The 23,058-nt window shown below is 67.3% G+C and carries 25 protein-coding genes and 1 tRNA gene; 14 read left to right on the forward strand and 12 right to left on the reverse strand.

Annotated elements, in window-relative coordinates:
- Positions 1-59: 59 nt before the first annotated feature.
- Together AC07NF_RS08970 and AC07NF_RS08975 are read left to right on the forward strand one after the other, a co-directional pair.
- On the forward strand, positions 60-842 hold the full coding sequence (locus AC07NF_RS08970; RefSeq protein WP_492813969.1) for a DUF4908 domain-containing protein: 783 nt from the start codon (positions 60-62) through the stop codon (positions 840-842).
- Positions 843-1,123: 281 nt separating this feature from the next.
- Entirely contained in the window at positions 1,124-2,113 is a 990-nt protein-coding gene (locus AC07NF_RS08975) for a LacI family DNA-binding transcriptional regulator (RefSeq protein WP_494633864.1), read from the forward strand.
- Here the strand turns inward: AC07NF_RS08975 and AC07NF_RS08980 are convergent.
- The 4 genes from AC07NF_RS08980 to gloB all read right to left on the reverse strand — a co-directional run bounded on the left by AC07NF_RS08980 (position 2,110) and on the right by gloB (position 5,110).
- Complete coding sequence (locus AC07NF_RS08980) at positions 2,110-3,282, reverse strand: MFS transporter (protein WP_494633817.1); 1,173 nt, start codon at positions 3,280-3,282, stop codon at positions 2,110-2,112. The genes AC07NF_RS08975 and AC07NF_RS08980 overlap by 4 nt on opposite strands.
- Positions 3,283-3,291: 9 nt before the next feature.
- The gene (locus tag AC07NF_RS08985) at positions 3,292-3,732 is read right to left on the reverse strand and encodes a hypothetical protein (protein ID WP_295107667.1); all 441 of its coding nucleotides are present in this window, start codon (positions 3,730-3,732) and stop codon (positions 3,292-3,294) included.
- A 164-nt stretch (positions 3,733-3,896) separates the two neighbouring features.
- Complete coding sequence (locus AC07NF_RS08990; protein ID WP_494633819.1) at positions 3,897-4,352, reverse strand: cupin domain-containing protein; 456 nt, start codon at positions 4,350-4,352, stop codon at positions 3,897-3,899.
- An 8-nt stretch (positions 4,353-4,360) separates the two neighbouring features.
- Entirely contained in the window at positions 4,361-5,110 is a 750-nt protein-coding gene (gene gloB / locus AC07NF_RS08995; RefSeq protein ID WP_494633821.1) for a hydroxyacylglutathione hydrolase, read from the reverse strand.
- A gap of 65 nt (positions 5,111-5,175) precedes the next feature.
- Here gloB and AC07NF_RS09000 point away from each other — a divergent pair, with 65 nt between their 5' ends.
- The 3 genes from AC07NF_RS09000 to AC07NF_RS09010 all read left to right on the forward strand — a co-directional run bounded on the left by AC07NF_RS09000 (position 5,176) and on the right by AC07NF_RS09010 (position 7,975).
- Entirely contained in the window at positions 5,176-5,967 is a 792-nt protein-coding gene (locus AC07NF_RS09000) for a class I SAM-dependent methyltransferase (protein ID WP_494633823.1), read from the forward strand.
- A gap of 72 nt (positions 5,968-6,039) precedes the next feature.
- On the forward strand, positions 6,040-6,384 hold the full coding sequence (locus AC07NF_RS09005) for a P-II family nitrogen regulator (RefSeq protein WP_010918409.1): 345 nt from the start codon (positions 6,040-6,042) through the stop codon (positions 6,382-6,384).
- A 79-nt stretch (positions 6,385-6,463) separates the two neighbouring features.
- A complete protein-coding gene (locus AC07NF_RS09010; protein WP_494633825.1) occupies positions 6,464-7,975 on the forward strand; it encodes a phospholipase D-like domain-containing protein in 1,512 nt (503 codons plus the stop codon).
- Here AC07NF_RS09010 and AC07NF_RS09015 read toward each other — a convergent pair.
- From AC07NF_RS09015 to metX, 3 genes are read right to left on the reverse strand one after another with little or no spacing between them, the layout of a single operon-like run.
- On the reverse strand, positions 7,932-8,711 hold the full coding sequence (locus AC07NF_RS09015) for an endonuclease/exonuclease/phosphatase family protein (RefSeq protein ID WP_494633827.1): 780 nt from the start codon (positions 8,709-8,711) through the stop codon (positions 7,932-7,934). The genes AC07NF_RS09010 and AC07NF_RS09015 overlap by 44 nt on opposite strands.
- A complete protein-coding gene (gene metW, locus AC07NF_RS09020) occupies positions 8,708-9,367 on the reverse strand; it encodes a methionine biosynthesis protein MetW (protein ID WP_494633866.1) in 660 nt (219 codons plus the stop codon). The genes AC07NF_RS09015 and metW overlap by 4 nt, the downstream gene beginning before the upstream one ends.
- Before the next feature lie 5 nt (positions 9,368-9,372).
- The gene (gene metX / locus AC07NF_RS09025; protein WP_494633829.1) at positions 9,373-10,533 is read right to left on the reverse strand and encodes a homoserine O-acetyltransferase MetX; all 1,161 of its coding nucleotides are present in this window, start codon (positions 10,531-10,533) and stop codon (positions 9,373-9,375) included.
- A 77-nt stretch (positions 10,534-10,610) separates the two neighbouring features.
- Between metX and AC07NF_RS09030 the strand changes: the two genes are divergently transcribed.
- The 6 genes from AC07NF_RS09030 to AC07NF_RS09055 are packed head-to-tail and all read left to right on the forward strand — an operon-like array spanning position 10,611 to position 14,995.
- Positions 10,611-11,123: a SixA phosphatase family protein gene (locus AC07NF_RS09030; RefSeq protein WP_494633831.1), complete on the forward strand. Its 513-nt coding sequence runs from the start codon at positions 10,611-10,613 to the stop codon at positions 11,121-11,123.
- Entirely contained in the window at positions 11,120-11,464 is a 345-nt protein-coding gene (locus AC07NF_RS09035) for a DUF952 domain-containing protein (protein WP_494633832.1), read from the forward strand. Before AC07NF_RS09030 ends, AC07NF_RS09035 begins: the two co-directional genes overlap by 4 nt.
- A complete protein-coding gene (locus AC07NF_RS09040) occupies positions 11,461-12,519 on the forward strand; it encodes a quinone-dependent dihydroorotate dehydrogenase (protein ID WP_494633834.1) in 1,059 nt (352 codons plus the stop codon). The genes AC07NF_RS09035 and AC07NF_RS09040 overlap by 4 nt, the downstream gene beginning before the upstream one ends.
- Positions 12,516-13,250 (forward strand): TVP38/TMEM64 family protein, encoded by a 735-nt coding sequence (locus tag AC07NF_RS09045; protein WP_494633836.1) that lies wholly within the window; start codon positions 12,516-12,518, stop codon positions 13,248-13,250. Before AC07NF_RS09040 ends, AC07NF_RS09045 begins: the two co-directional genes overlap by 4 nt.
- Positions 13,251-13,259: 9 nt before the next feature.
- A complete protein-coding gene (locus AC07NF_RS09050) occupies positions 13,260-14,753 on the forward strand; it encodes a sensor histidine kinase (protein ID WP_494633838.1) in 1,494 nt (497 codons plus the stop codon).
- A gap of 11 nt (positions 14,754-14,764) precedes the next feature.
- The gene (locus AC07NF_RS09055) at positions 14,765-14,995 is read left to right on the forward strand and encodes a hypothetical protein (protein ID WP_494633840.1); all 231 of its coding nucleotides are present in this window, start codon (positions 14,765-14,767) and stop codon (positions 14,993-14,995) included.
- A gap of 4 nt (positions 14,996-14,999) precedes the next feature.
- Here AC07NF_RS09055 and ggt read toward each other — a convergent pair whose 3' ends face one another.
- Positions 15,000-16,739, reverse strand: a complete 1,740-nt coding sequence (ggt, locus tag AC07NF_RS09060) for a gamma-glutamyltransferase (RefSeq protein WP_494633842.1) — start codon at positions 16,737-16,739, stop codon at positions 15,000-15,002.
- A 253-nt stretch (positions 16,740-16,992) separates the two neighbouring features.
- Between ggt and AC07NF_RS09065 the strand changes: the two genes are divergently transcribed.
- Positions 16,993-17,069: transfer RNA gene (locus AC07NF_RS09065), tRNA-Arg, on the forward strand.
- A 381-nt stretch (positions 17,070-17,450) separates the two neighbouring features.
- Here AC07NF_RS09065 and AC07NF_RS09070 read toward each other — a convergent pair.
- Positions 17,451-18,461, reverse strand: coding sequence for a hypothetical protein (locus AC07NF_RS09070; protein WP_494633844.1), 1,011 nt, complete (start codon positions 18,459-18,461; stop codon positions 17,451-17,453).
- Between the two features lie 540 nt (positions 18,462-19,001).
- Between AC07NF_RS09070 and AC07NF_RS09075 the strand changes: the two genes are divergently transcribed.
- Both AC07NF_RS09075 and AC07NF_RS09080 read left to right on the forward strand, forming a co-directional pair.
- Positions 19,002-19,889, forward strand: a complete 888-nt coding sequence (locus AC07NF_RS09075; protein WP_494633846.1) for a hypothetical protein — start codon at positions 19,002-19,004, stop codon at positions 19,887-19,889.
- Positions 19,890-19,948: 59 nt separating this feature from the next.
- Positions 19,949-20,581: a hypothetical protein gene (locus tag AC07NF_RS09080; protein ID WP_494633848.1), complete on the forward strand. Its 633-nt coding sequence runs from the start codon at positions 19,949-19,951 to the stop codon at positions 20,579-20,581.
- 25 nt (positions 20,582-20,606) lie between these two features.
- Here the strand turns inward: AC07NF_RS09080 and AC07NF_RS09085 are convergent, their stop codons facing one another.
- The 3 genes from AC07NF_RS09085 to AC07NF_RS09095 form a co-directional block, all read right to left on the reverse strand.
- On the reverse strand, positions 20,607-20,939 hold the full coding sequence (locus AC07NF_RS09085; RefSeq protein WP_494633850.1) for a hypothetical protein: 333 nt from the start codon (positions 20,937-20,939) through the stop codon (positions 20,607-20,609).
- A 487-nt stretch (positions 20,940-21,426) separates the two neighbouring features.
- A complete protein-coding gene (locus AC07NF_RS09090) occupies positions 21,427-21,999 on the reverse strand; it encodes a hypothetical protein (RefSeq protein ID WP_494633852.1) in 573 nt (190 codons plus the stop codon).
- Positions 22,000-22,011: 12 nt separating this feature from the next.
- Positions 22,012-22,842, reverse strand: a complete 831-nt coding sequence (locus AC07NF_RS09095; RefSeq protein WP_494633854.1) for a hypothetical protein — start codon at positions 22,840-22,842, stop codon at positions 22,012-22,014.
- Between the last annotated feature and the right edge of the window lie 216 nt (positions 22,843-23,058).

Raw genomic sequence — 23,058 nt, forward strand, 5'->3', positions numbered from 1 at the left:
CGGGGTTTGGACGTTAACGCGTCCAAGATTCGCCCCAGTCGGCGGGCAGTACGGATCGCATGAAATTCTGTAAGGCGGAGCTTGGCGATTGGGGTGCGCGTGCGTCCCTGACCATCGCGGCTCTGATGGTCATGGCGGCGTCCGCGAACGCCCAGCAGCTGCCGCACGCGTTGCGGGACGCTCTGCTCGGCCACAAGGGCCCGGCGGAGGCCCGTCGAGTCACAGCCCCGCCCGTGGCCCGCTATGTCTCCGAAGCCGGCGGCGGTTTCATCTTCGACCAGGCCGCGCCCCGCCCCCTGATGAAGTTCGACAACAGCGCCGAGGTCTGGGTGCTGTCGCCGCAAGCCGCCTCGCGTGGCGACGTCATCTATCGCAACGACCTGGGCGAGCCCGTGCTGCGGGTGACCAAGCTGGGCGGGATGATCCTGTTCACCGACGACGCCCCGATGGGCGCGGCGGCCGCCCTGTCGGGCCGGGCCACCTCGATCCAGCCGCCGTCGATCCTGTCGTTCAGCGTCTTTGTCCAGCGGGTGCGCATCGCCACCGCCCGCGCCAGCCGCGCGGCCCAGCGCGACATCGAGTTCTCGACCGTCGAGGACGTGCGGCCCGAGACCTCGGTCCTGGCCGCCGACTCCGCCACCGTGGTCGCCGAGGCTTTCGAGCGCATGGCCCGCAAGGGCGACCGTTCGCTGATCTCACGCATCGCCCGGGTGCTGCTGGCCGAGGGCCACAAGCCCGCCGCCAGCCTCAAGGATGGTTCGCTGACCATCACCTATTCGCCCGACCAGGGTGTGGCTGGTCGCCCTTCCTCCAAGCGCATCATCAAGGTGATCAACCGCTGACAGAGCGCGTCAGGCGAGGTGTGAGCGGTTCGCCGCCCGGACGCACTCCCGTCTCAAGGGTATCGCTTTGCAAATCTTGCAAGCGTAACCATAAGCGCTCAGTCGTCGTTTACCGGCCTCGAATAGCAGTGTTCGCTGTTCACGGCCTCCTGGCGCCGCTGCCCGCGCACAACCGCGCGTAATGCGACGCTAGCGAGGCTTTTCGCGCGTACGCAAGGTTCTATTGTCTCCCTATGGATAGCCCCGACATCGCCGAGGCGCCCGAACGTGGCCGCCTGAAGATGGCCGACATCGCTCGCATGGCGGGCGTGTCGATCTCGACGGTGTCCCGCGCCCTGGCCGGCAATCCGCTGATCCCCAAGACCCTGCGCGACCAGATCGTCGAGATCGCCCAGACCCACGGCTATGTCGTCAACCAGTCGGCGCGGTCCCTGCGCCTGCGCAAGACCGACACCATCGGAGTCGTCATTCCGCTGGCGCACGAAACCGGGCAGCTGATCTCGGATCCGTTCTTCCTGGAGATGCTGGGCCGCCTGGCCGACGAGATCACCCGCCGCAACTATTCCGTCCTGCTGAACAAGGTGATCGTCACCGAGACGGGCTGGCTGGACCGGATCATCCAGTCGCACCGCGCCGACGGCCTGGTCCTGATCGGCCAGAGCACCCAGCACGACGCCCTGAACGCCGTCGCCGACAACTACAAGCCGATGGTCGTCTGGGGCGCCCAGCTGCCGGGCCAGCGCTACTGCGCGGTGGGCAGCGACAATGTCGAGGGCGGCCGCCTGGCCGTCGCCCACCTGGCCGCCAGCGGCCGCAAGCGCATCGCCTTCTTCGGCGCGGTCGACGCGCCCGAGGCGGCGCTGCGGTTCGAAGGCTACAAGAAGGGCCTGGCCGAGGCCGGCCTGCCGTTCGATCCGGCCCTGGTCGTCTCCACGCCCTACACGATGGAAGAAGCGCAGGAAGCCGCGACCGCCTTCCTGAAGACGGGCGTGCCGTTCGACGGGATCTTCGCTTTCTCGGACGTCATCGCCCTGGCTGCCGTCGGCGCGCTGCATGCGGCCGGCAAGACCGTGCCTGGCGACGTGGGTGTGGTCGGCTTCGACGACATCGTCCTGGCGCGCCACAGCAACCCGCCCCTGACCACCGTGCGCCAGGACCTGGCGTTCGGGGCGCGGGCGATGGTCGACCTGCTGTTCCGCCGCATGGCCGGCGAGGATGCGCGCTCGACCCTGGCGCCGGTCGAACTGGTGGTGCGCGGCTCCAGCGTCTAGGCGCGAGCCTTCGCGGCGTTGAAGACCAGGGCGCCGGCCAGGGCCAGCGCCATGCCGGTCGCCAGAGCAAAGCCCGCGCGGGGACCGCCGAACGCATCGCTGGCCGCGCCGATCGCCAGCGGCGACAAGACGGCCGACAAGCACGTCACGAACAGGATGAAGCCCGCCGCGGCGCCGTGCCGCTGGGCCGGGAAGCCGCTGATCGCCCGCGAGTTCAGGGTCGGATAGAGCACTGACATGAACAGGCCTGACAGCGGCAGCAGCGTCGCCGCCGCCTGGTGTCCTCCCGCAAGGGCGCCCGCGAAACAGGCCAGCACCGCCACGCCGCAGACCGCCAGGGTCCGCGCCCAGCCCAGCCGCTCCAGCGTCCAGGCGCCGGCGAAGCGGCCTACGGCGCGCAGCACGAAGAAGGTCGATAGAGCCCAGGCGCCTGGCAGCAGGGTCTTGGCGCCCTCGGCCGCCAGCAGGGCGGGCATCCAGACATAGACGGCCGTCTCGACGCCGACATAGAGGAAGATGCAGGCGCCATACCCCAGGGCGGTTCGATCGCGGGCGATGGCCAGGGTGGCGATCATGCCGGCGCGCTCGGGCTCTGCCGACGGTCGGGCCGGAGGGAAGCGGACGATCAGGGCCAGCGCCAGCAGGCCCAGAGTCAGAGCGCCGCCCAGGCCGTAAAGCGCCGTCCAGGGCAGGCCCTCTGCCAGCAGCCGCGCCACGATCGGAGGCCCGGCGATGGCGCCGAGGGCGAAGAAACCCTCGACGATGTTCATCTCGCGGGTGTGCTGCGCCGGCGTACGGGCCAGGTCGCCGATCAGGGCGATCGCCCCGGTCTTGAAGATCCCGATGGCCAGGCCGCTGGCGAACAACAGCACCAGCAACGGCGCCAGGGCGCGATTGAAGGCGATGAGGACGCTGGCCAGCGCGAACAGCGCCAGGCCCAGGATCACCGTGGTCCGGTGACCGCGCCGGTCGGCCATGCCCCCCAGGAACAGGCCGGCCAGGGCGATGCCGGCCATGGTGGCGTACTGCAGGCCGCCGGCCTCTGTCAGGTTCAGGCCGTAGGCCCTGGCGACTTCCGGGATCAGCACGCCCACGACGTTGGTCGTCATGGCCGTGACCAGGAACATCAGCCAGGCAAGGCCCCGCAGGGCGCGGTCGGCGGCGGGCACGAGGGGGCCTTAGGCCGCCTCGACGCCGATCGTCTTCAGTTCCTTGAGGAAGCGGGTCAGGCTGACGTGCGAGCGCTTCAGGCCCTGCACGACTTCGGGGCGGGCCAGGGCCGAGGACGGGACGATGAAGCCCTCGCGGCCGACGCGTTGCGCCATGCCCTTTTCCAGCATCTCGACGAAGCGGCGGCGCACGGTCTCGTAGGGCAGGCCCAGGGAGTCGGCGACCTGGCGCACGGTCAGCGGACGGCGCTCGTGATCGGGCGGAATGTCGTCGACCTCGGCATAGACGCCGCCGCGGATGTGCGAGCAGTTGCCGGCCCACAGGGTGGTGAAAACCAGGGCGTACAAAAGGTCGGATCCGTGGACCTCATTGGCGATTTCGACCCAGCGCAGGATGTAATCCGTCGCGTAGCGGGTGGCTGCGCGAGCGTTCATGTACTCTTCGGACATCTGTTACTTGGTTCCCCTGGGCCCACGCTATTAACGCGACCAGAAAAGGATTGCATGGCTCAGATACCGACGCCATGCGACCAAGTTACCCACTATGGGGACCCTGTTTGGGGACCCGCGACAGGTTGACGCGGGGGCTGGGGGAGCGCGATTTCGGCGGCCGCTCACCCTTTCGACGGGCTCCAGTCGGGGGCGGCCATCTCGAAGCCTTCGAAACGGAAGCCGGGCGCGACCGTGCAGCCGACCAGGGTCCAGGCGCCCAGGCTGACGGCGGTCTGCCACCAGTCCTTCGGCACCACCACCTGAGGCCGGCAGCCGGCCCGCAGGTCGGGACCCAGCACATAGGCCGTGACGCCGTTGGCGTCGGGCGGCGACAGGCTGATCGAGATCGGCGCGCCGGCGTACCAGTGCCAGGTCTCGACCGCGTCGACCCGGTGCCAGACCGAGACCTGCTCGGCCTCCAGCAGGAAATAGATGCAGGTCGACTGGGCGCGGCCGTCGGGACCCGCTTCGTCCTCGAAGGTCCGCTTGTACCAGCCGCCTTCGGGATGCGGCGCCAGGTCCAGCATCCGGATGATTTCCTTGGCGCCCAGGTCGCCGGAGATGGCCTTCTCAGTCACGCTTTTACTCACCCCTTGAAGCTGTCCTTGGCGGCGCGGATCTCGGCGAAGGCCTGGGCCGGCGAGGCGGCGTCAGGTCGCAGCAGCGGCGCGCGCAGGAACGGATTGGTGGCCTTCTCGGCCTTGATCGTGGTCGGCACCGTCGGCTCGCCGCGCTCGCGGGCGGCGAAGATCTGCTCGGCGCGGGCCTTCAGGGCCGGGTCATCATCGACCGACAGGGCGAAGCGCGCGTTCGCGGCGGTGTATTCGTGGGCGCAATAGACGGTGGTGTCGTCGGGCAGGCCGGCGACGCGCGAAAGCGAATCCCACATTTGCTCGGGCGTGCCCTCGAACAGCCGCCCGCAACCCAGGGCGAACAGGGTGTCGCCGACAAAGGCGATGCCGTCCGCCGCGTCGTGATAGGCGATGTGACCCAGGGTGTGGCCGCCGCTGTCGATCACCTCGAACTGCGTCTCGCCCAGCGCGATCGTGTCGCCGCCACGCAGCACCCGGTCCAGCGGCGCGATGCGGGTCACCTCCGCCGGGCCGGCGATGGTCGCGCCGGTGGCCGTCTTCAACGCCTCGTTGCCGCCGGCGTGGTCGGGGTGCCAGTGGGTGTTGAGGATCAGGTCCAGGCTCCAGCCCAGTTTGTCGAGTTCGGCCTGGATCGCTTCGGCGTCGGGCGTGTCGATCGTGGCGACCTTGCCCGTGGCCTCGTCGCGGATGAGGAAGCCGTAGTTGTCGGACAGGCAGGGGAACTGATGAACGGTCAGGGGCATGTCGGTGCTCTGGTACGAGGGCGCGGGCGCGCCTACAAGGATGGGGCTTCGGCTCGGGAGACTCAATGCGCCGCGACGTGCTGGACCTGCGCGCCTTCTACGCCGCCCCCCTGGGGCGCGCGGCGCGGACCATGCTCACTCGCAAGGTCGAGGAGGCCTGGGGCGACACGCGGGATCTCGACATCCTGGGCGTGGGCTACGCCACCCCGTTCCTGGACGCCGCCCGCGCCCGGGCGCGCCGCGTGGTCGCGGCCATGCCCGCACAGCAGGGCGTCGAGGTCTGGCCGAACGGCGGCCGCAACCAGGCCTGCCTGGTCGAAGAGACCGCCCTGCCGCTGCCCAACGCCATGTTCGACCGCGTCCTGGCCGTCCACGCCCTGGAGGAGGCCGACGACCCGGCCGCCCTGCTGGCCGAGATCGGCCGGGTGATGGCTCCGACCGGCCGGCTGATCGTGGCCGCCTCGTCGCGCGACGGCGTCTGGACCGGCGCCGAGACCACGCCCTTCGGCCACGGCCGACCCTACAGCCGCAGCCAGCTGGAAAGCCTGATCCGCGAGGCGGGCCTGGAACCGGCCGGCTGGACCCGCGCTCTCTATGTCCCGCCGTTCGGGGCCATGTCCGGATGGGCCGAGGGTTTCGAGCAGGTGGGCGCGCGGCTGTGGCCGCGGTTCGCCGGCGTGATCCTGATGGAGGCGATCAAGCAGACCTTCGCGGTCAAGCCGCGGGGGCATCGGGCCCGGGCGAGGGTGTTCGCGCCTGGCGTTTTGCTGCCCAGTCCGGCGGGACCGACACCCGCGCGCCACACCGAAGGGCGTCCCATGCCTGTCAATCAGGCGCCAGGCCCTCGTGAAGTCTGATCTTACTTGGAGCGAAGCGCTCGGACGCCTAGCTTGGAGTCGTAACAACCGTTCGCTCCTGGGAGCCGCGCCATGAAGATGATCGTCGCCGTGATTAAGCCGAGCCGCCTGGACGCGGTGCTCGAGGCCGTCACCGAGGCGGGGGCGTCGGGGCTGACGGTCACCGAGGTGCGCGGCTATGGCCGACAGAAGGGCAAGACCGAGGTCTATCGCGGCGCCGAGTACGAGGTGAAGCTGCTGCCCAAGGTCAAGCTGGAGATCGCCGTGCCGACCGACGTGCTCGAGCCCGTCATCGAGGCCCTGCAGCGCACCGCCAACACCGGCAAGATCGGCGACGGCAAGGTCTTCGTCATGGACCTGGAACAGGCCCTGCGCATCCGCACCGGCGAACGCGACGCGGCCGCCATCGCGGGCTGAGGATTTCACGCGACGCCGTGAACAAGCGCAGCCATAAACGGCCCCGCGCGTTCTCGTAGCTCACGGCGTTTGGGGCGACATGGATCCGGGGTCTTCAGTCTTCCAACCGGGATACAACTGCTGGCGGGTCGAGCCCGCCGATCGCGTGGCCCTGTTCATCGACAACGACGAGGCGTTTGACTCGCTCAAGCCCCTGATCCTGTCGGCCAAGAAGTCGATCTGGATCCTGGCCTGGGTGTTCGATCCGCTGACGCGGCTGGATCCCGACCGCGTCCGCAAGAGCCGCGATCCTACTCACGCCGATCGCATCGGCCTGATCCTGCGGCGGCAGGCGGCGCTGAACCCGGCCTTGGACGTGCGAGTGCTGACCTGGGACATGCCGTTCCCGATCGCCGCCTCGCAGCTGTTCGGCCCCCACCGCGGCGCGGCCTTCTTCGCCGGCTCGCGGGTCAAGTACCGCCTGGACGCCACCCTGCCGGCCAGCGCCTGCCATCACCAGAAGGCGGTGATCATCGACGGCGTCACGGCCCTGATCAGCGGCGGCGACATCAGCGTCGATCGCTGGGACGACACTCGGCACCTGGACAACAATCCGCTGCGTCGCCTGCCGACGGGCCGCCACTATCCGGCCCGCCACGAGGTCTCGATGCTGGTCGACGGCCGGGCGGGCGAGGCGATGGCCGACCTGTTCATGGACCGTTGGAAGGCCTCGGGCGGCGACCACGTCGAGCGACCAGAGCGCCCGGACGAGACCCCCTGGCCGGAGAACCTGTTTCCTGACCTGCGCCGCATGCCGATCGCCGTGGCCCGCACCTCGGCCGCCTGGCAGGGCCGGCCCGAGGTCATCGAGAGCCTGTTGTTGCACCTCTCCGCCATCCGCCGCGCCAAGCGGCTGATCTATCTGGAGAACCAGTATCTGACCTCGCCGATCATCGTCGAAGCCCTGGCCGAGCGCCTGGCCGAGCCGGACGGCCCCGAGGTGGTGACGATCGGCCCGGCCCGCAGTCCCAGCTATTTCGACCAGATGACCATGGACAGCGCCCGCACGGCGGCGATCAACCGCCTGCGCGAATGTGACATCCATAAGCGCTTTTCGGCCTTCTCGGCCCACACACCCAAGGGCGCGCCGATCATCGTCCACTCCAAGGTGGCGATCATGGACGATTGGATGCTGCGGATCGGCAGCGCCAACCTCAACAATCGTTCGATCGGCCTGGACAGCGAGTGCGACCTGGCGTTCGAGGCCCGGTCAGACCTGGAGCGCGAGACGGTGCGCGCCTTCCTCGGAAGGCTGGTCGGCCATTTCATCGACCGCGACACCGAGACCGTGCTGGAGACGATGGAGCGGGAAGGCGGCCTGGGCGCGGCCATCAACGCTCTGGACGTCCGGGGTGGTCCGCCGCGCCGGCTGCAGCCCGTGCCGACCCGTCGCCTGACCGGTGTTCAGCAGTTCATCGCTGACTGGAGCCTGGGCGACGCCATCGCGCCCGACGACGCCTGGCGGCCCTGGGGTCGGCGCAAGCGCCTGAAGCGCGACATCGCCCGGCTTACCGAGCCGCCGCCGCTGCCGCCGGACCACCTTCAGCCGTGATCTCCAGATCGACCACCAGCGGCAGGTGGTCGGACGCGACACGGGCCATCGGGCTGAACGGCGAGCTGACGCCGCGCGTCTCCAGGCCCTTGGTCAGGAATACGTGGTCGATCCGCATGAACGGAAAGCTGGACGGAAAGGTCGCCGTGGCCGGGCGCGGCCAGGTTGGCGTTGGCGCCTGGGCATCGCGCAGGGCGGTCCGCAGCATCCGATAGGTGGCCGAATAGGGCGTGGCGTTGAAGTCGCCCAGCACCACGCCGGGGGCCAGCCACCTGTCGTCGCCCATCCAGTCGGGACCCAGAAGGGCGGCGGCCTGGCGCTTCTGCTCCTGCGGCACCAGGCCAAGGTGCGTGTTGATGATCTGGACCTTGGTTCCGCCCACATCGACCTCGACCCACAGGGCGCCGCGCGGTTCCAGGCCCGGCACGCGCTTGTAGAGCGGCAGGCCCTTGGCCTTGATCCGCGTCTCGGGCAGGGCGGTCAGGATGGCGTCGCCGTAGAGTTCTTCTTCCACGGTCATGGCTGGGTGGAAGTGGAAGCTCATCTTCAGGAGTTCTGCGAGGCGATGGGCCTGGTCGACGCCCTTGGTGCGGGCGCGCAGGACGTCCAGCTCCTGCAAGGCCACGACGTCCGGGCGTTCAGCCGCGATCACCTCCGCCACACGCTCGACGTCGAGCTTGCGGTCGGTGCCCACGCAACGGTGGACATTGTAGGTCATGAGACGAAGTGTCTTCATCCGTCGAAGAGATCGCCCGAGCCGGGCAGAGGTTCCCTGGTTGGGGCCACACCGTTGCGGCTGAGCATGAAGAGGCAGGTCTCGGTCCGCCAATTTTCCAGCGCGCTGACGGGGTTCATGGCCCGCGCCGCGCCCGCTCCGGCGGAGGCGGCGCTGGCGTCGACCCGCAGATTGAGGTCGTCGGTCAGGGCCATGAAGTCGGCCAACGTGCACAGGTGGATGTTCGGCGTCGACCACCAGGGCATCGGCAGGGCCTTGGTCTCGGGCATCCGACCCCGGCTCAAGAGCGACCAGCGCACCCGCCAGTGGCCGAAATTGGGGAACGAGACGATGGCCCGGTCGGCGATGCGCAGCAGCTCGTCCAGCACGTGGCGCGGATTGCGCGTCGCCTGCAGGGTCTGGGACAGCACGGCGTAGTCGAACGAGCGGTCGGGGAAGTGATCCAGGTCCTGGTCGGCGTCGCCCTGCACCACCGACAGGCCGCGCGCCATGCAGGCGGCCACGCCGCTGGCGCTGATCTCCAGCCCCCGGCCGTCGACCTGCTTCTCCTGGGTCAGCAGGTCCAGCAGCGCGCCCTCGCCGCAGCCGACGTCCAGCACGCGCGAGCCCGGGCGCACCAGGCGCAGGATCTCGCGGAAGTCCTCACGGATAGCGATGTCGGTCAAGTCAGCCCCCGGTCGCGTTCGGCCGAGCTTAGGAAACCCGCCAGGGCCGCGTCCATCACCGGTTCGTCCAGCAGGAAGGCGTCGTGGCCTTTGTCGCTCTCGATCTCGGCGAAGGCGGCGCGTGCTCCCGCGGCGGTCAGGGCGCGCACCAGGTGGCGGCTCTCGGCGGTGGGGTACAGCCAGTCGCTGGTGAAGCTGAGCACGCAGAATCGCACGTCGCGGGCGGCGGTGAAGGCCTTGGCCAGCACCCCGCCATGGCCGGCGGCGATGTCGAAATAGTCGGTGGCCCGCGTGATGTAGAGATAACTGTTGGCGTCGAAGCGATCGACGAAACTGGCCCCCTGGTGGCGCAGGTAGCTCTCGACCTGGAAGTCGGCGTCGAAGCCCCAGGACAGGCCGTCGCGCTTCAGCTCGCGGCCGAACTTCCGTTGCAGGGCGGGCTCGGACAGATAGGTGATGTGCGCCGCCATCCGCGCCACGGCCAAGCCCTTGCCGGGCTGCACGCCGTGATCGGCGTAGGCGCCGCCGCGCCAGTCCGGGTCGGCCATGATCGCCTGGCGGCCCACCTCGTGGAAGGCGATGTTCTGGGCCGAGTGCCTTGAGGCGGAGGCCAGCACCACGACGCTGAACACCCGCTCGGGATAGTCCACCGCCCACTGCTGGGCCTGCATGCCGCCCATCGAGCCGCCGATCACCGCGAACAGGGTCTCGACGCCCAGCGCTTTGACCAGCATCGCCTGGGCGCGGACCATGTCGCCGATGGTGATGACCGGGAAGGTCAGGCCGTAGGGCTTGCCGGTGGCGGGATTAGTCGAGGCCGGGCCGGTCGAGCCCATGCAGCCACCGATGACATTCGAGCAGATGACGAAGTGGCGTTCGGGATCCAGCGGCTTGCCGGGGCCGATCAGCCGGGTCCACCAGCCGGGCTTGCCCGTCACCGGATGGGGCGAGGCGACATGCTGGTCGCCGGTCAGGGCGTGACAGATCAGGACGGCGTTGGACTTGTCGGCATTGAGCTGGCCGTAGGTCTGGTAGCCGATCTCCAGGCCTTCCAGCACCGCTCCCGAATCGAGCCGCAGCGGTTCGTCGGCGGGAAACCGCCAGGTTCCTCCCCCAGTGGGCGGGGCGGCGGGCGTGACCAGATCGAGCGCAGCCATGTCGCCTTGGAGCGCTATGCGAAGAAGGTGTCAACCGCGCGCTTCCTGCCGAGGCGACGGACGGCTATGGAGGACCCATGGAGCGACTGATCCTGATGCGCCACGGCAAGGCCGAGCGGCACGCCCAGAGCGGCGGCGACTTCGAGCGCGCCCTGGCGCCGAGTGGGCGCGAGGACGCCGTGCGCATGGGGCAAGTGCTGGCGGGCCTGGCCTATTCGCCCGAGCTGCTGCTGGTCTCCTCGGCCCGCCGCACGCGCGAGACCGCCGAGCAGGTGGCGACAAGTTTCCCTAAGGCGAAGCTCGAGCACCTGCGCGATCTTTATCACGCCGATCCGGAAGAGATCGTCCAGGCGCTGGAAGATCACGGCGACGCGGTCGGCACGGTGATGGTGGTCGGCCACAATCCCGGCATGCACGAAATGGCCCTGCGCCTGGCCCTGACGGGCGGCGCCTCGCCGATCCAGACCAACAAGCTGCGCAGCCGCTTCCCGACCTCGACGGTCGTGGTCTTCAACTGGGGCGGCGGTGGTCCGCCGGTCCTCGAACACGTGCTCTTCGTGAGCGAGAACGGCGGAGCCGGCGGCGAATGACCCTGATCTACAAGATCCTGTCCCGCGCCGAGTGGGACGCCGCCAAGGCCGTCGGCAAGTTCGAAGGCTCGGCCGTCGACCACCAGGATGGCTTCATCCACCTGTCCGGCGCCGACCAGGCCCAGACGACCGCCGCGCTCTATTTCAAGGGCCAGTCGGACCTCGTCCTGCTGGGCGTCGAGGCCGAGTCCCTGGGCGATGCGCTCAAGTGGGAGGCCTCGCGCGGCGGGGCCTTGTTCCCGCACCTCTTCCGCCCGCTGCTGATCAGCGAAGTGGTGACCGAGGCCGACCTGCAACTCGACGCCGACGGCGTGCCGCAATTGGGCGACCATCTCGCATGAGCTTCCACGACATCGCCGCCCGCGCGCTGCACGTCTTCGATCCCGAGGACGCGCACGGCTGGGCCATCCGGGGCTTGAAGTGGGGCCTGGGTCCGCGCGACGGCGGCCCTGACGATCCGATCTTGGCGGTGACGCTGGCGGGTCTGGACCTGCCCAACTGCGTGGGCCTGGCCGCGGGCTTCGACAAGAACGCCGAGGTCCCGGACGCCATGCTGGCCGCCGGCTTCGGCTTCGTGGAGGCGGGCACCGTCACACCCCTGGCGCAGGCCGGCAATCCGCGCCCGCGCCTGTTTCGCCTGACGCAGGACCAGGCGGTGATCAACCGCATGGGCTTCAACAACGGCGGCCTCGAGCCGTTCGCTCGCAGCCTGTCGGCCCGCAAGACCAAGGGCGGCGTCGTCGGCGCGAACATCGGCGCCAACAAGGACGCCAGCGACCGCATCCAGGACTACGTCACCGGCCTGACCCGCCTGTGGGGCCTGTCGGACTATTTCACCGCCAACATCTCCTCGCCCAACACGCCGGGCCTGCGCGCCCTGCAAACCAAGGCGGCGCTGGAGGGGCTGCTGGGCCGCCTGTCCGAGACGCGCGAGGCGCTGAAGGTCGCGTCCGGCGCCGACTATCCGATCTTCCTGAAGGTCGCGCCGGATCTCGAGGACGGCGAGGTCGAGGCCATTGTCGAGGCGGTGGTCGGCGCGGGCCTGGACGCCATCATCGTCAGCAACACCACCATCGCTCGCCCTGACACCCTGAAGTCGGCCCATGCCGGCGAAAGCGGCGGTCTGTCGGGCGCGCCGCTGCTGGCGGCCTCCACCGAGGTGGTGAAGCGCTTCCACGCCGCCGCGGGCGGCCGCGTGGCCCTGATCGGCGCGGGCGGCATCGCCAGCGGCGCCGACGCCTATGCCAAGATCCGCGCCGGGGCGCGGGCCGTGCAGCTCTACTCGGCGCTCGTCTATGGCGGGCCGGGCCTGGTCACCCGCATCAAGCGCGACCTGGCCGCCCGCCTGCGCGCCGACGGCTTCACGGCGGTCGAGGACGCGGTCGGCGCGCCATGACTCGGGAACGGGCGCTGACTCTGCTGCGCCGTTTCGGGCCGCTCGCGGTCATCGTGATCCTGTCCGTGGCCGCCTTCTTCAGCGGTCTGGCCGGCCACCTGTCCTTGGAAGAGCTGCGCCTGCGGGGAACCGAGCTGCAGGCCTTCGCCAGCGAGCGGCCGGTGCTGTGCGCGGTGATCTATCTGGCGATCTATGTGGGCTCGGTGGCGGTTTCACTGCCGGGCGCGCTGATCCTGTCGCTCACCAGCGGCTTTCTCTTCGGACCCCTGGGCGGCGCGCTGGCGGTCACTGGCGCGACCGGTGGATCGACCGTCACCTATCTGGTTTTCCGCACCGCCTTCGGCGACGTGTTGCGCCGCAAGCCTGACGCCTTCCTGGCGCGCATGGCCGAAGGGCTGCGACGCGACGCCTTCAACTACCTGCTGACCCTGAGGCTGATTCCGGCGTTTCCGCTGCTGGCGGTGAATGTCGCGGCGGGCGTGGCCAACATTCCCGTCCGCACCTTCGTCCTGGCCTCGATCCTGGGCATGATCCCGAGCTCGTTTGTCTATGCCGGCATTGGCGCGGGACTTGGCCATCTCTTCGCCCATGGCGGGCCGGTAACGTTGGAGACCCTCTTCTCGCCACGCATTTATCTTCCCATCATCGGCATGGGCGTTCTGGCCTTTCTGCCGCCGTTGTGGCGCCATTGGCGCAAAGGGCGCGGAGCCGCGCCTCAGGACGAGAAGTAGCCGCACCGAATGGTCGAAACGGTTTCGCCGTCGGAAACGAAGACCGCCCCGCCCCGGAAGCGTTTCCCGTGGCCGGGCGGCCTGTCGGCGCGCCTGCTGCTGTTCACCGCCATCGTGGTGGCCTTGGGCGGTCTCTTGATCGTGCCGCCGACCCTGGCGGCCTATGAGGAGCAGTGGCTTCTGGACCGGGTGCGGGCCGGCGAACTGGCCTCGACCATCGCCGAGTCCGATCCCGAGCTGCGGGTCAGCGACGCGGTCGCCAACCAGATGTTCGACCAGGCCGGCGCCGTCACCGTCGCCGTCCAGGCCGAAGGCGCGCGGCGCCTGGTGCTGCCGCCCAAGCAGCCGTTCAAGACGCCCTACCTGGTGGACCTGCGCCGCCAGAACCCCGGCTCGTGGCTGGCCGCGCCGTTCTTCACCCTGACCAGCCCCAAGGGCAGCATGGTCCGGGTGATGGCCGAGCCGCGCTTCCGCAAGGCCGAGTTCGTCGAGGTGGTGGTGCCCGACGCCCCGCTGAAGGCCGCCCTGGTCGAGTATTTCTGGCGCCTGGCCGGCGTGACGATCTTCATCGCCGCCCTGGCGGGCCTGTTCGTCTACGCCTTCCTGAACGTCTTCCTGGTCAGGCCCATGCAGCGCATCACCCGGGCCATGGAAGCCTTCCGCGGCGATCCAGATGACCCAGCCGCCCGCATCACCGTCTCCAAGCGCCGCGACGAGATCGGCCGCGCCGAGGCCGAACTGGACCGCATGCAGGCCGACCTGCTGGCGGCCCTGGCGTCCAAGGCCCGCCTGGCGGCCCTGGGCGAGGCGGTGGCCAAGATCAATCACGACCTGCGCAACATGCTGACCAGCGCCCAGATGGCCTCCGACCGCCTGGCCGCCCTGGGCGATCCCAAGGTGGCCCAGGCCCTGCCCCGCCTGGAACGCGCCCTGGATCGCGCCATCACCCTAGCCTCGGACGTCATGGCCTATGGCAAGTCCAAGGAGCCCGAGCCGGTGACGCGCATCATCCCGCTGCGCCCGGCCCTGGAGATGGCGGCCGAGGACGCTGGCCTGACGCCGCAGGGCGTGGGCCTGGAGACGGTCATCGGCGCGCGCGAGCAGGTGCTGGCCGACCCCGACCAACTGCACCGCATCCTGACGAACCTGCTGCGCAACGCCCGCGAGGCCATCGAGGGCGCGCCGGATCGAGGCGGCAAGGGCAAGGTCTTCGTCGAGCTGCGCCGCGCAGAGGGCGCGAGCATCCTGCGCCTGTCGGACGATGGCCCTGGCGTGCCCGAGCGGGCCCGCGCCAACCTGTTCCAGCCCTTCGTGGGCTCGGTGCGGCGTGGTGGCACGGGCCTGGGCCTGGCCATCGCCCGAGAGCTGGCGCAGGGTCATCATGGCGACCTGGCGCTGGTGGAGACGGGGCCTGGCGGTTCGGTGTTCGACCTGACCCTGGCCGGCGTCCCCGACCCGCTGCCGGAACCTGATGACAAGGCCGCCGACGCCTCGGCGACCTAGGAGGAAGTCCGATGACGACGATCTGGACCATCGCGGTAAAGCTGGGCGCGTCTCCGAGTCTCGCGCCGATCCACGAGATCACCGTCGAGGCGCCCGACGCCCCGACCGCCCTGCGCCGCGTGGCGGGACTGATCGCCGTGCAGGAGGCGTCCGATGCCGAGCTGCTGCTGGACGGCCAGGAAGAGGTCTTCTCCCGCGCCGAGGTCGAGGCGGGCCTGGAAGAGCACCAGGCCCACACCTGAACCCTTAGAGGCCCTTGGCCACGCCCTCGCGACGCGGGTCAGCGCCGCCTTCCAGCACGCCGTTCGGACGGACGATCACGCCGTGCAGGCCCGAGGTCTCCAGCTGGCCGACCTTGACGTTGACGCCGCGTGCATTGAGCGCCGCCAGCATCTCCGGTCCGAACAAATCAGCGTCGCCCGAATAGTTGTCGCCGCGCGCCACGACGTTCGGCAGCGACACGGCCTGCTGCATGTTCAGGCCCCAGTAGAACAGCCCGACCATGGCCTTGAGGTTATAGGACAGGATGGCGTTGCCGCCCGGCGAGCCCAGGGCCGCAACCAGCTTGCCCTTCTTGTCCAGCACGATCAGCGGGGCCATCGACGAGCGCGGCCGTTTGCCCGGCGCGATGGCGTTGGCGGCCGGCGCGCCGTCCTTCTCCTTGGGCGAGAACGAGAAGTCGGTCAGCTGGTTGTTCAGGAAGAAGCCGCCGACCATCCGGCCGTTGCCGAAGACGCTCTCGACCGTGGTGGTCATCGAGACGACGTTGCCGGCGGTGTCGACCACGACCAGGTGCGTGGTGCCGCCCGGCTCCTTGGTCATGTCGATCCCGACCTTGGGCGCGCCCTTCGGGTGGCCGAACGGCGGGGCCTCGCCGGCCGTGGGTGTGACCAGCTTGGCGCGCTGCGCGACATACTTCGGGTCCAGCAGGCCGTCGACCGGCACGGTCACGAACGAAGGATCGCCGACGTAGCGGTCGCGGTCGGCGTACATGACCCGCTCGGCCTGGGCCAGCAGGGTCCAGGCGACCGGATCGGTCGGGCCACGCTTGCCGATGTCGGTGTGCTCCAGCATCTGCAGCGCCTGGATCACCGCCAGGCCCGACGACTGCGGGTTGGGCACGCAGACACTGTAGACCTTCCACGGACGGCACAGGGCCGGCGCCGAGCGCGGCTGATAGCTCTTGAGGTCTTGCAAGGTGATGCTGCTGGGCAGGTCGCCCTCGTGCAGGCGGTCGACGATGGCCTGGGCGATCGGACCGTCCAGCAGGGCCGCCGGACCCTCGGCGGCGATCTTGCGCACCGTCTCCGCATAGGCCGGATTCTTCAGCACGTCGCCGGCCTGGTAGCGGGTCCCGTCCGGCTTGGTGAAGTACTTTACCGCGTCCGGCTGGCTGGCCTGCGGGGCGCGGCTGACGATCATGCCGGCCAGGCGCGGGCTGACGACAAAGCCGTCGTCGGCCAGTTTTTCGGCGTCCTTGAACAGCGTGTTCCAGGCGGCCTTGCCGTGCTCCTTCTGAGCCATCGACAGCATGGCCACCGCGCCCGGCACGCCCGACGAGCGGCCCGACAGCAGCGCCTTGACGAAGGGCAGGGGCTTGCCGTCCGGACCCATGAACATATCGGGTGAGGCGCCGGCGGGGGCTTTCTCGCGGCCGTCATAGGCCGTCACCTTGCCAGTCTTGGCGTCGTAGAACACCAGGAACGCGCCGCCGCCCAGGCCCGAGCTCTGCGGCTCGACCAGGCCCAGCACCGCCTGGATGGCCACCGCCGCGTCCACGGCCGAGCCGCCGTCGCGCAGCACCCGCAGGCCCGCCTCGACCGCCAGCGGATTGGCGGCGGCGACCATGCCCTTGGCCGTGGTCGAGTGCACGACCGGCTTGGGCGTGGGCATGCCCAGCGGGATCGACTCCGCGCAAGCGGCGATCGGGGCCAGGGTCAGGGAGATGGCGGAGGAAAGGGCGAGCAGGGTTGCGAGACGACGCATACGGATCCTCAGGCAGACGTTGGGGACAGCCTGCCCGCCGTCCCGGAAGCGCTCCATGGACACCAATAGAGCGACGCTGTCACGCCCAGATCCTCTGGCGCCGGCCTTAATTGCGGGCTCTGAACCCAGGCCGCACAAGGCTTTGGCGGCAACCGAACGCGGGTGCGTCAAACTTTTCCACAATATCCTTCAAACCGGGCTTGCGTTCCCGAAACGGACGGGCTACTTCCCCCGCCTCGCCGAAAGGCAATGCGCGCCCGTAGCTCAGCTGGATAGAGCATCAGACTACGAATCTGAGGGTCGGACGTTCGAATCGTTCCGGGCGCGCCATTCTTTCAATGCCTTAGCCGAATCCGGCTCCGCCGATTTCCCGTTTGGGACGGTGGTTGTGTCGGTGGTTGCGATTTTCGGATCGCGCGGCGGCCGCCTTTGAGTTCAGAAAAAATCGAATTCGCGTCCCGCCCGATTTGAGCGCCTGTCCTTGGGTGCGCTTCGGCGGCCCTTGACTTACGCCCTCGGGCAGGGAAGGGCAGCGGCGGCAAGATCCCTCCTGCGCTCTAGAGTTCGAGGCGTTCCGTAAATTGTCCCGACAGCACAGGGTCTATCGCGTCGGCCTGCGCCAGCGCCCATAGCGCCCAGCGTTCGACGGCATCGCGCGAAGCTGGCGTCGAGCCTTCTTCTGACGCGGTGCGAGCCGCAGTTACATACCGCCTAATCCTGGCCGCGCGCTCCAGCGCATCCGCATCGCTGAGTAGCCTTTCGACGCGCGCCGCCATCGCCGCCTTCTTCTGCGACCCGGCGAGCTTCGGTTTGCTCGGCTGCGAGTTTGGCTTCGCTGGCCCGGCGCTCGTTCTCCTCGCACGTCCATTTGAAGTGCATGAGCGCGAACTTGCGTGTGTCCTCCTCAGCCTGGAGAAGGATGCCCCGCACGATCTCGGTAGCCTGCTTTTCCAGAGGCCCTTGATCCTCTCGCCAGGTCTGTTTGGGCGGCGGGCCCTCGCCATGCTCTGTGATGTCAAATCGCAGCTGTTCGCGGTCGGGCGCTTTGACGTTGCGGCGACCGGAAAACGAATAGCGGTTTGATTGGCCGCCTTCGACGGCGAGCGCGATATAGGTCCAATGGTCGCCGACCTGGACGCTGAAGCGCTCACCGGCGTGGGTGTGACCGCTGATCTTGCATCCGAGGCGGGCGAGTTCGGTGAGAACGCAGGATAGGATGCGAAGGCGGCGCTGCTGAATCGGCGTCGCAAACTTCGGCCCATGGCGTTGGGCAAGAAAGCCGCTTGGCGAGGAGCTGGGTTTCCGCTCGGCGTCTTCCTTCAGAAGGCGGGCGACAATCGGATGCGGGATTTCTAGCGTCGACGGGACTTTGACCGTCTTCACCATCGCCCGAATTTCATCGCTGACCGCCGCTAGATCCCTGAACCGTGGCGGGTCGAGAGGCGCTCCTTTCTCCCGGTCGGTCGTGCTGGAATCTGCCGTGGAGTCTTGTTCCTGTGCGGGGAAGTAGTTCGCGAAGGTGGAGCGCGCTGGTGGCAGGGCAGTGATCCTGACTGGCTTGCCGGCTTCCTTTCGAGCCCACCAGCCCCTTGGCGGAACTGGTATGTTCGCGGCTCGGCACCTCTTGGCCAGCGCCACGTCGGAGATTCCCATCGATTTCGCAAGGGTCCTCATCGGCGTGGACCAGACCTTCTGGTGAAGTTCCTCGCGCGTCATCGCCATACTCGCCTGCTACTTGGTGCCTCTGACCGGTGATGGGACGGTCGGGTTGGGGCAACCATGCTGTGAGCCATAGGGCGCCTCAAGGGCGGGAATAATTAGAAACGACCGCCGCAATCGGTGCGCCTGGATCGCAAGGTAAGGTGTTCAGTGCGAAATCGACTGACTGCCTGGAGAGAAACTTCTCTTCGTGGTCGACGGAGAAGCCGATACCTTTCAGCCTCGTACGGGCCGGCGGTCTAGCCGCTTGAAGCTTGTCTTACGCGCCTACGCTTTTCCAAGAAGTTGTATCTGAGAGCACGCGGCGACCGCCCAAGGTGCGTCCGGCGCCTGGTCGCCGGAGTTGGGGTTTGCACTGGGCTTTCTGGCAGCCGGACTTTTCCGCCGCGCCAAGCGCAGCTGGCCTACGTCACCGCCTCTGGCCTTCGACCGTGCAACAGGTGGCATAGCGCGGGCTTGGCGAATCCCACAGGCACGTCCAAATGCCGTAGATCGACCTTCGCGCGCAGCGCAGCTAGGTTGCCGAAAAGGTTGGAAACACGCTTGTACGAGAAAGCGACCATTGAAGCGGTCTTGGGTGCCAAGGCGGCGACTTATGCGGGCAACAAGAACCGCGGGGGCCGAAACAACGCCAAGGGCGCGACCTATGAGAGCTACTTCGCCGCGGCGCGTCTGGCGTCGTTGATGGCCAAGGCCCTGGCGGCTGGCAACGATGGGGCCGACACCTGGGTGCAAGAGCAGCAGCTGTGCTTCATCGACGACCTCATTGTCGATCAGCCGGGCGAGCGCCGGTTCAGCCAGCTCAAGAGCGGTGCCACGACGTCCTGGACGGGCGGCGATCACCCGATCGGCGATGACTTCCGGATGCAGCGGTCCTTGGACCAGTCGCTCAACATCAACGGCGCTTACGAACTCGTTGTCCCCACGGCTGAGCAGCGCGGCGCGCTGGAGGCTGCCAAGCCCGCCGATGTCGTCGCCGACGTGGTCCACTTCCCGGTTGAACGGGACCTTGGCGCGCTGATCGAAGGGGACCCCGAACTGGCCCGGGCGCTCGACGCGATCGCCATTTGGGATCCGCAAGCGAGCGTGCGGCGCAAGGCCTTCGAAACCTTGCTTGCCGCCTGGGTTACGAGTCCCGAGAAGATCAGCTTGGCGGACTTCGCCCTACACGCAGCGACGGGTCCTGGCCCCGTCACCACCGTCCTTGGGCCGGAATACGTGCTGCCGGACCCGGTGCGCGATCATCTCCGTAGCCTTCCGGGGCTGGACTTCGCGATTCGCAAGAAGCACCTTTACTATCGATTCGGTGCTTTCACGGGATACTCCGCGTTCAGGACGGGCACGCCCGCGTTCACGCGATTCGAGGAGTTTGTCGTGGACAACCGTCCGAGCCCGTTCGAGGTGATTGTAGCCCTGCAGGAGCGAGCATGAGCTTAGTCGTGCAAGACCTCCCGGCCAGCCTTCGCGCCGAAGCTCACGAAGCTTTGGCCGTGCTCCAAGACAAAAAGTCCGCCACCAACGCCTATCGCGAAGCCATGCACCGCCTCGGCGGCCTGCTGGCCGAAGCCTTGGCAGAGAAGACGATCATGCGTGGTGCGCGCATCTGCTTGGCCATGACGGTCGAGGACGCCGACTTCCTTGGCGCGGGCGCTCTGGAAGCGCTTGAGCGCGTCGGCGCCGACGTGTCGGTCGCCTGCTTCTGGAATGATCGCGCCGATGCGTTCGGCGTCGATTGGGCCGACATGGCTCCGATCACCCAAGAGTACGTGGAGTCGCTCGACCGCATCGAACACCTGGTGGTGCTTAAGTCGATCATTTCCGGATCGTGCGTGGTCCGCAGCAATCTCGAGCACCTGTTCGATAAGATCGTACCGACCTACGTCCATGTCGCCGCGCCGGTCATGCTCATCGGCGCCGATGAGCGCCTAGAGCGCGACTTCGCCAAGCCGCTGGCCGACCGGTTCCAGTACTGGACGTTCGAGGTCGACAGCAGCAAGGACGCTGACGGCAACGTTGATCCGGGCATTGGCGGCGAGGTCTACGGTCGCCTGGGCCTGGGCGACAAGGTCACCAAGAACGCGATCATCCCTGAGCTGATCCGCAAGCGCGCGGCTGCGGCCTAGTACGTCCAACGTCGTCCTACCTGTCTCAGGTTGGGCGTGCCGGTTTCGGGAGCGCGGCGTACTTTGCCAGCGTCTCGGTGATCAGAACTTGATCCTCTTGGCTGGCTTTGCCTCTCAGGATGGTCAGCAGGCCGCGCCAACGCTCCCATTGAGCCGTCAGGAACGCCCAGCACTGGCCCTTTGCCTCACGAAGCTCTTCGGCGACTTCGGCCAGACTCCGCGCGCAGACGCTCACCTGATCAAGGGTGCCGAAGGCCAGGCCTGGAATGAGGTGTGTGTCGATGGCGCGCGCGGTCGAGCCTGTCTTTCCAATCTCATGGGTCGTGGCTCTGAGTTCCGTGAGAAGGGCGCTGATCAAGGTACGGACTTTATCCGCGGCGTTCCTCGGGGGCTCATTGACCAGGGGGCTATAGTGAAGAGCGGAGATGTGGGACGCCAGCCGTTGTTCGGAGAACGACACCGGCTCCCATGAGTGAGCGAACTCGTTTCAAATTCTCCGAAGGCGATCGAGATTCTCTTGCTGCCCTGACGTGATCAGGCCCATCGCCGATGCAGCCTTGATCCAGGCGGAGAACGTACCCAAGGGCGCGTTGAACCCTGCGAGGAGCGCCGATGTAGCTTCGCCCGGCAGCATGAAAGCTGACAACAGGTCCTCCCAAGGACTCTTCCGCGAAGGCAAGCGAAGGGCCAAAGCTCACTCGTGCGCGCGGGCGTTCCGGAATGACGCCAGCAAGAAGCTTACGGCCATCAGCGGCCGGATCATCAAAGCAGTGCTCGAAAAGCATTCGGCGGCTAGACCTTTTGGCCTAGCCGCCGAGGTCTTGGCCTTATTACCGCCAGCGGGATCAGCCGTAACACGGTCCGAACGCGTCATTGGTGATCAGCGAACCGTTGACGCCTCGCCAATAAGCCGAGCTGGTGAGTTCACTGTAGTCGCCGCGCCCCTTAGGCTTCGTCCAATTCAGATCAAGGTCCTTCGCTGGATCGGCGAGGACGGATAGTACGCCTGACGAGCGCTTATAAATGAACGCCACGCGAGGATTGTCCGCGCTCTGTAGGACATAAAGCACACCTCCTGGTACAGCGAGGTGCCCGAGCGGCTCGTCGATTGTGCCCACAACACGGGTGCGGACTCCCGCCAATTCCCACGTATCGCCAACACGAAGATTGGCTGAGCATTTTCGTGGCAGGACCACCGACGCGAGTTCAGATTTGGCGCAATAGAACTCAGCACTAGAGCAATTTTCCAGTGGCACGGCTTTCCAGCCAAGCTTTGCCCGCTGCTTTTCGAAGTCCAACGCAAGGCTACCGAATACGAAGACGCCACGGTCCGACCATTTCTGACCGCCCTGCGCTGAGACCGATGACGCAGCTAGCAAGGAGACGATAATTCCTAGGGTGACTACTAGAAGTCTCATTGCCTTCTCCCACTAGTAACCGGCGGGCGCGCTCAGCCACACTGGCTGATTAACGTGAGACGCAATGTCCTGATAGATATTGTTGGTAAACCTCTCAACCTCCAAGCCGAGGGGATGGGTGTAGAAATTCGTGCCCTTCGGATCGCCCGGGACGGCGCTCTGATATGCGAGAAACTTCTCGTCGAGCTTCGCCTTGCCTGGGGCCGTAGTGTGCGAGAGCTCGTGGAGGACATAGTATCCGAGGCCAATGTCCCCCGCGTTGACAAAGTATCCCTTGTGGGCGTCCGGATCATAAATGGTATCGAAGCGGACGTGAGAAACACCTCCAACAACTTCACCACCTTTACCTGGCTCATAGGTATCCTCGGTCACAGCATAGTCAATGTTATTCCAGAGATTCTTCAGCTGAGCGCCGGTCATATGGTTGCCGTTATCGAGAAATATCACTTCATCATTTTCGATAATCATTATCTGACCATGCAACTGATCAACCTTCGCCTCAATCAAAAGCGCCGCATTGAGCGCCTTTGCGTAATTGGGACTGGTTTTTGGCACGAGAACCAACACTTCAGGCTCAGTTATCGGGTCATTGTCCGAGCCAGCGTTGATCGCTTGGTCCAGTACGTTCTGATCCACGGGGAAAAGCGGCTGCCAGCCAGTGCCCGTCCACACCGAGTATGATCGCTCATAGATGCCCGGGTTGGGGTCGAGACGAGTGATACGCTGTACCCGCTGCCCAACGACGATTACTTCCTCAACCATGTCGTTCTCGCCGTTCATCGTGTCAGGCTGATAGACCGGTATCACCCCGTGAAAAGCGTCTGGACCGTTGACCTCGAACATCGAAAACTCCCAACTGGCTCAACCCAAGCGACAGGAGCCTCCACGACCATGACCAAACTGTAAATAGTAATCTTGTGAAATATTCCCCATGGTTGAGTCAATTGTGAACATAGAGCGATGACCGGTACTTTGCCGGCCGCGCGAACGTAGCGGGGGGGGGGGGGGGGGGGGGGGGGGGGGGGGGGGGGGGGGGGGGGGGGGGGGGGGGGGGGGGGG

Source organism: Caulobacter sp. GW821-FHT10A06 (assembly GCF_059415805.1).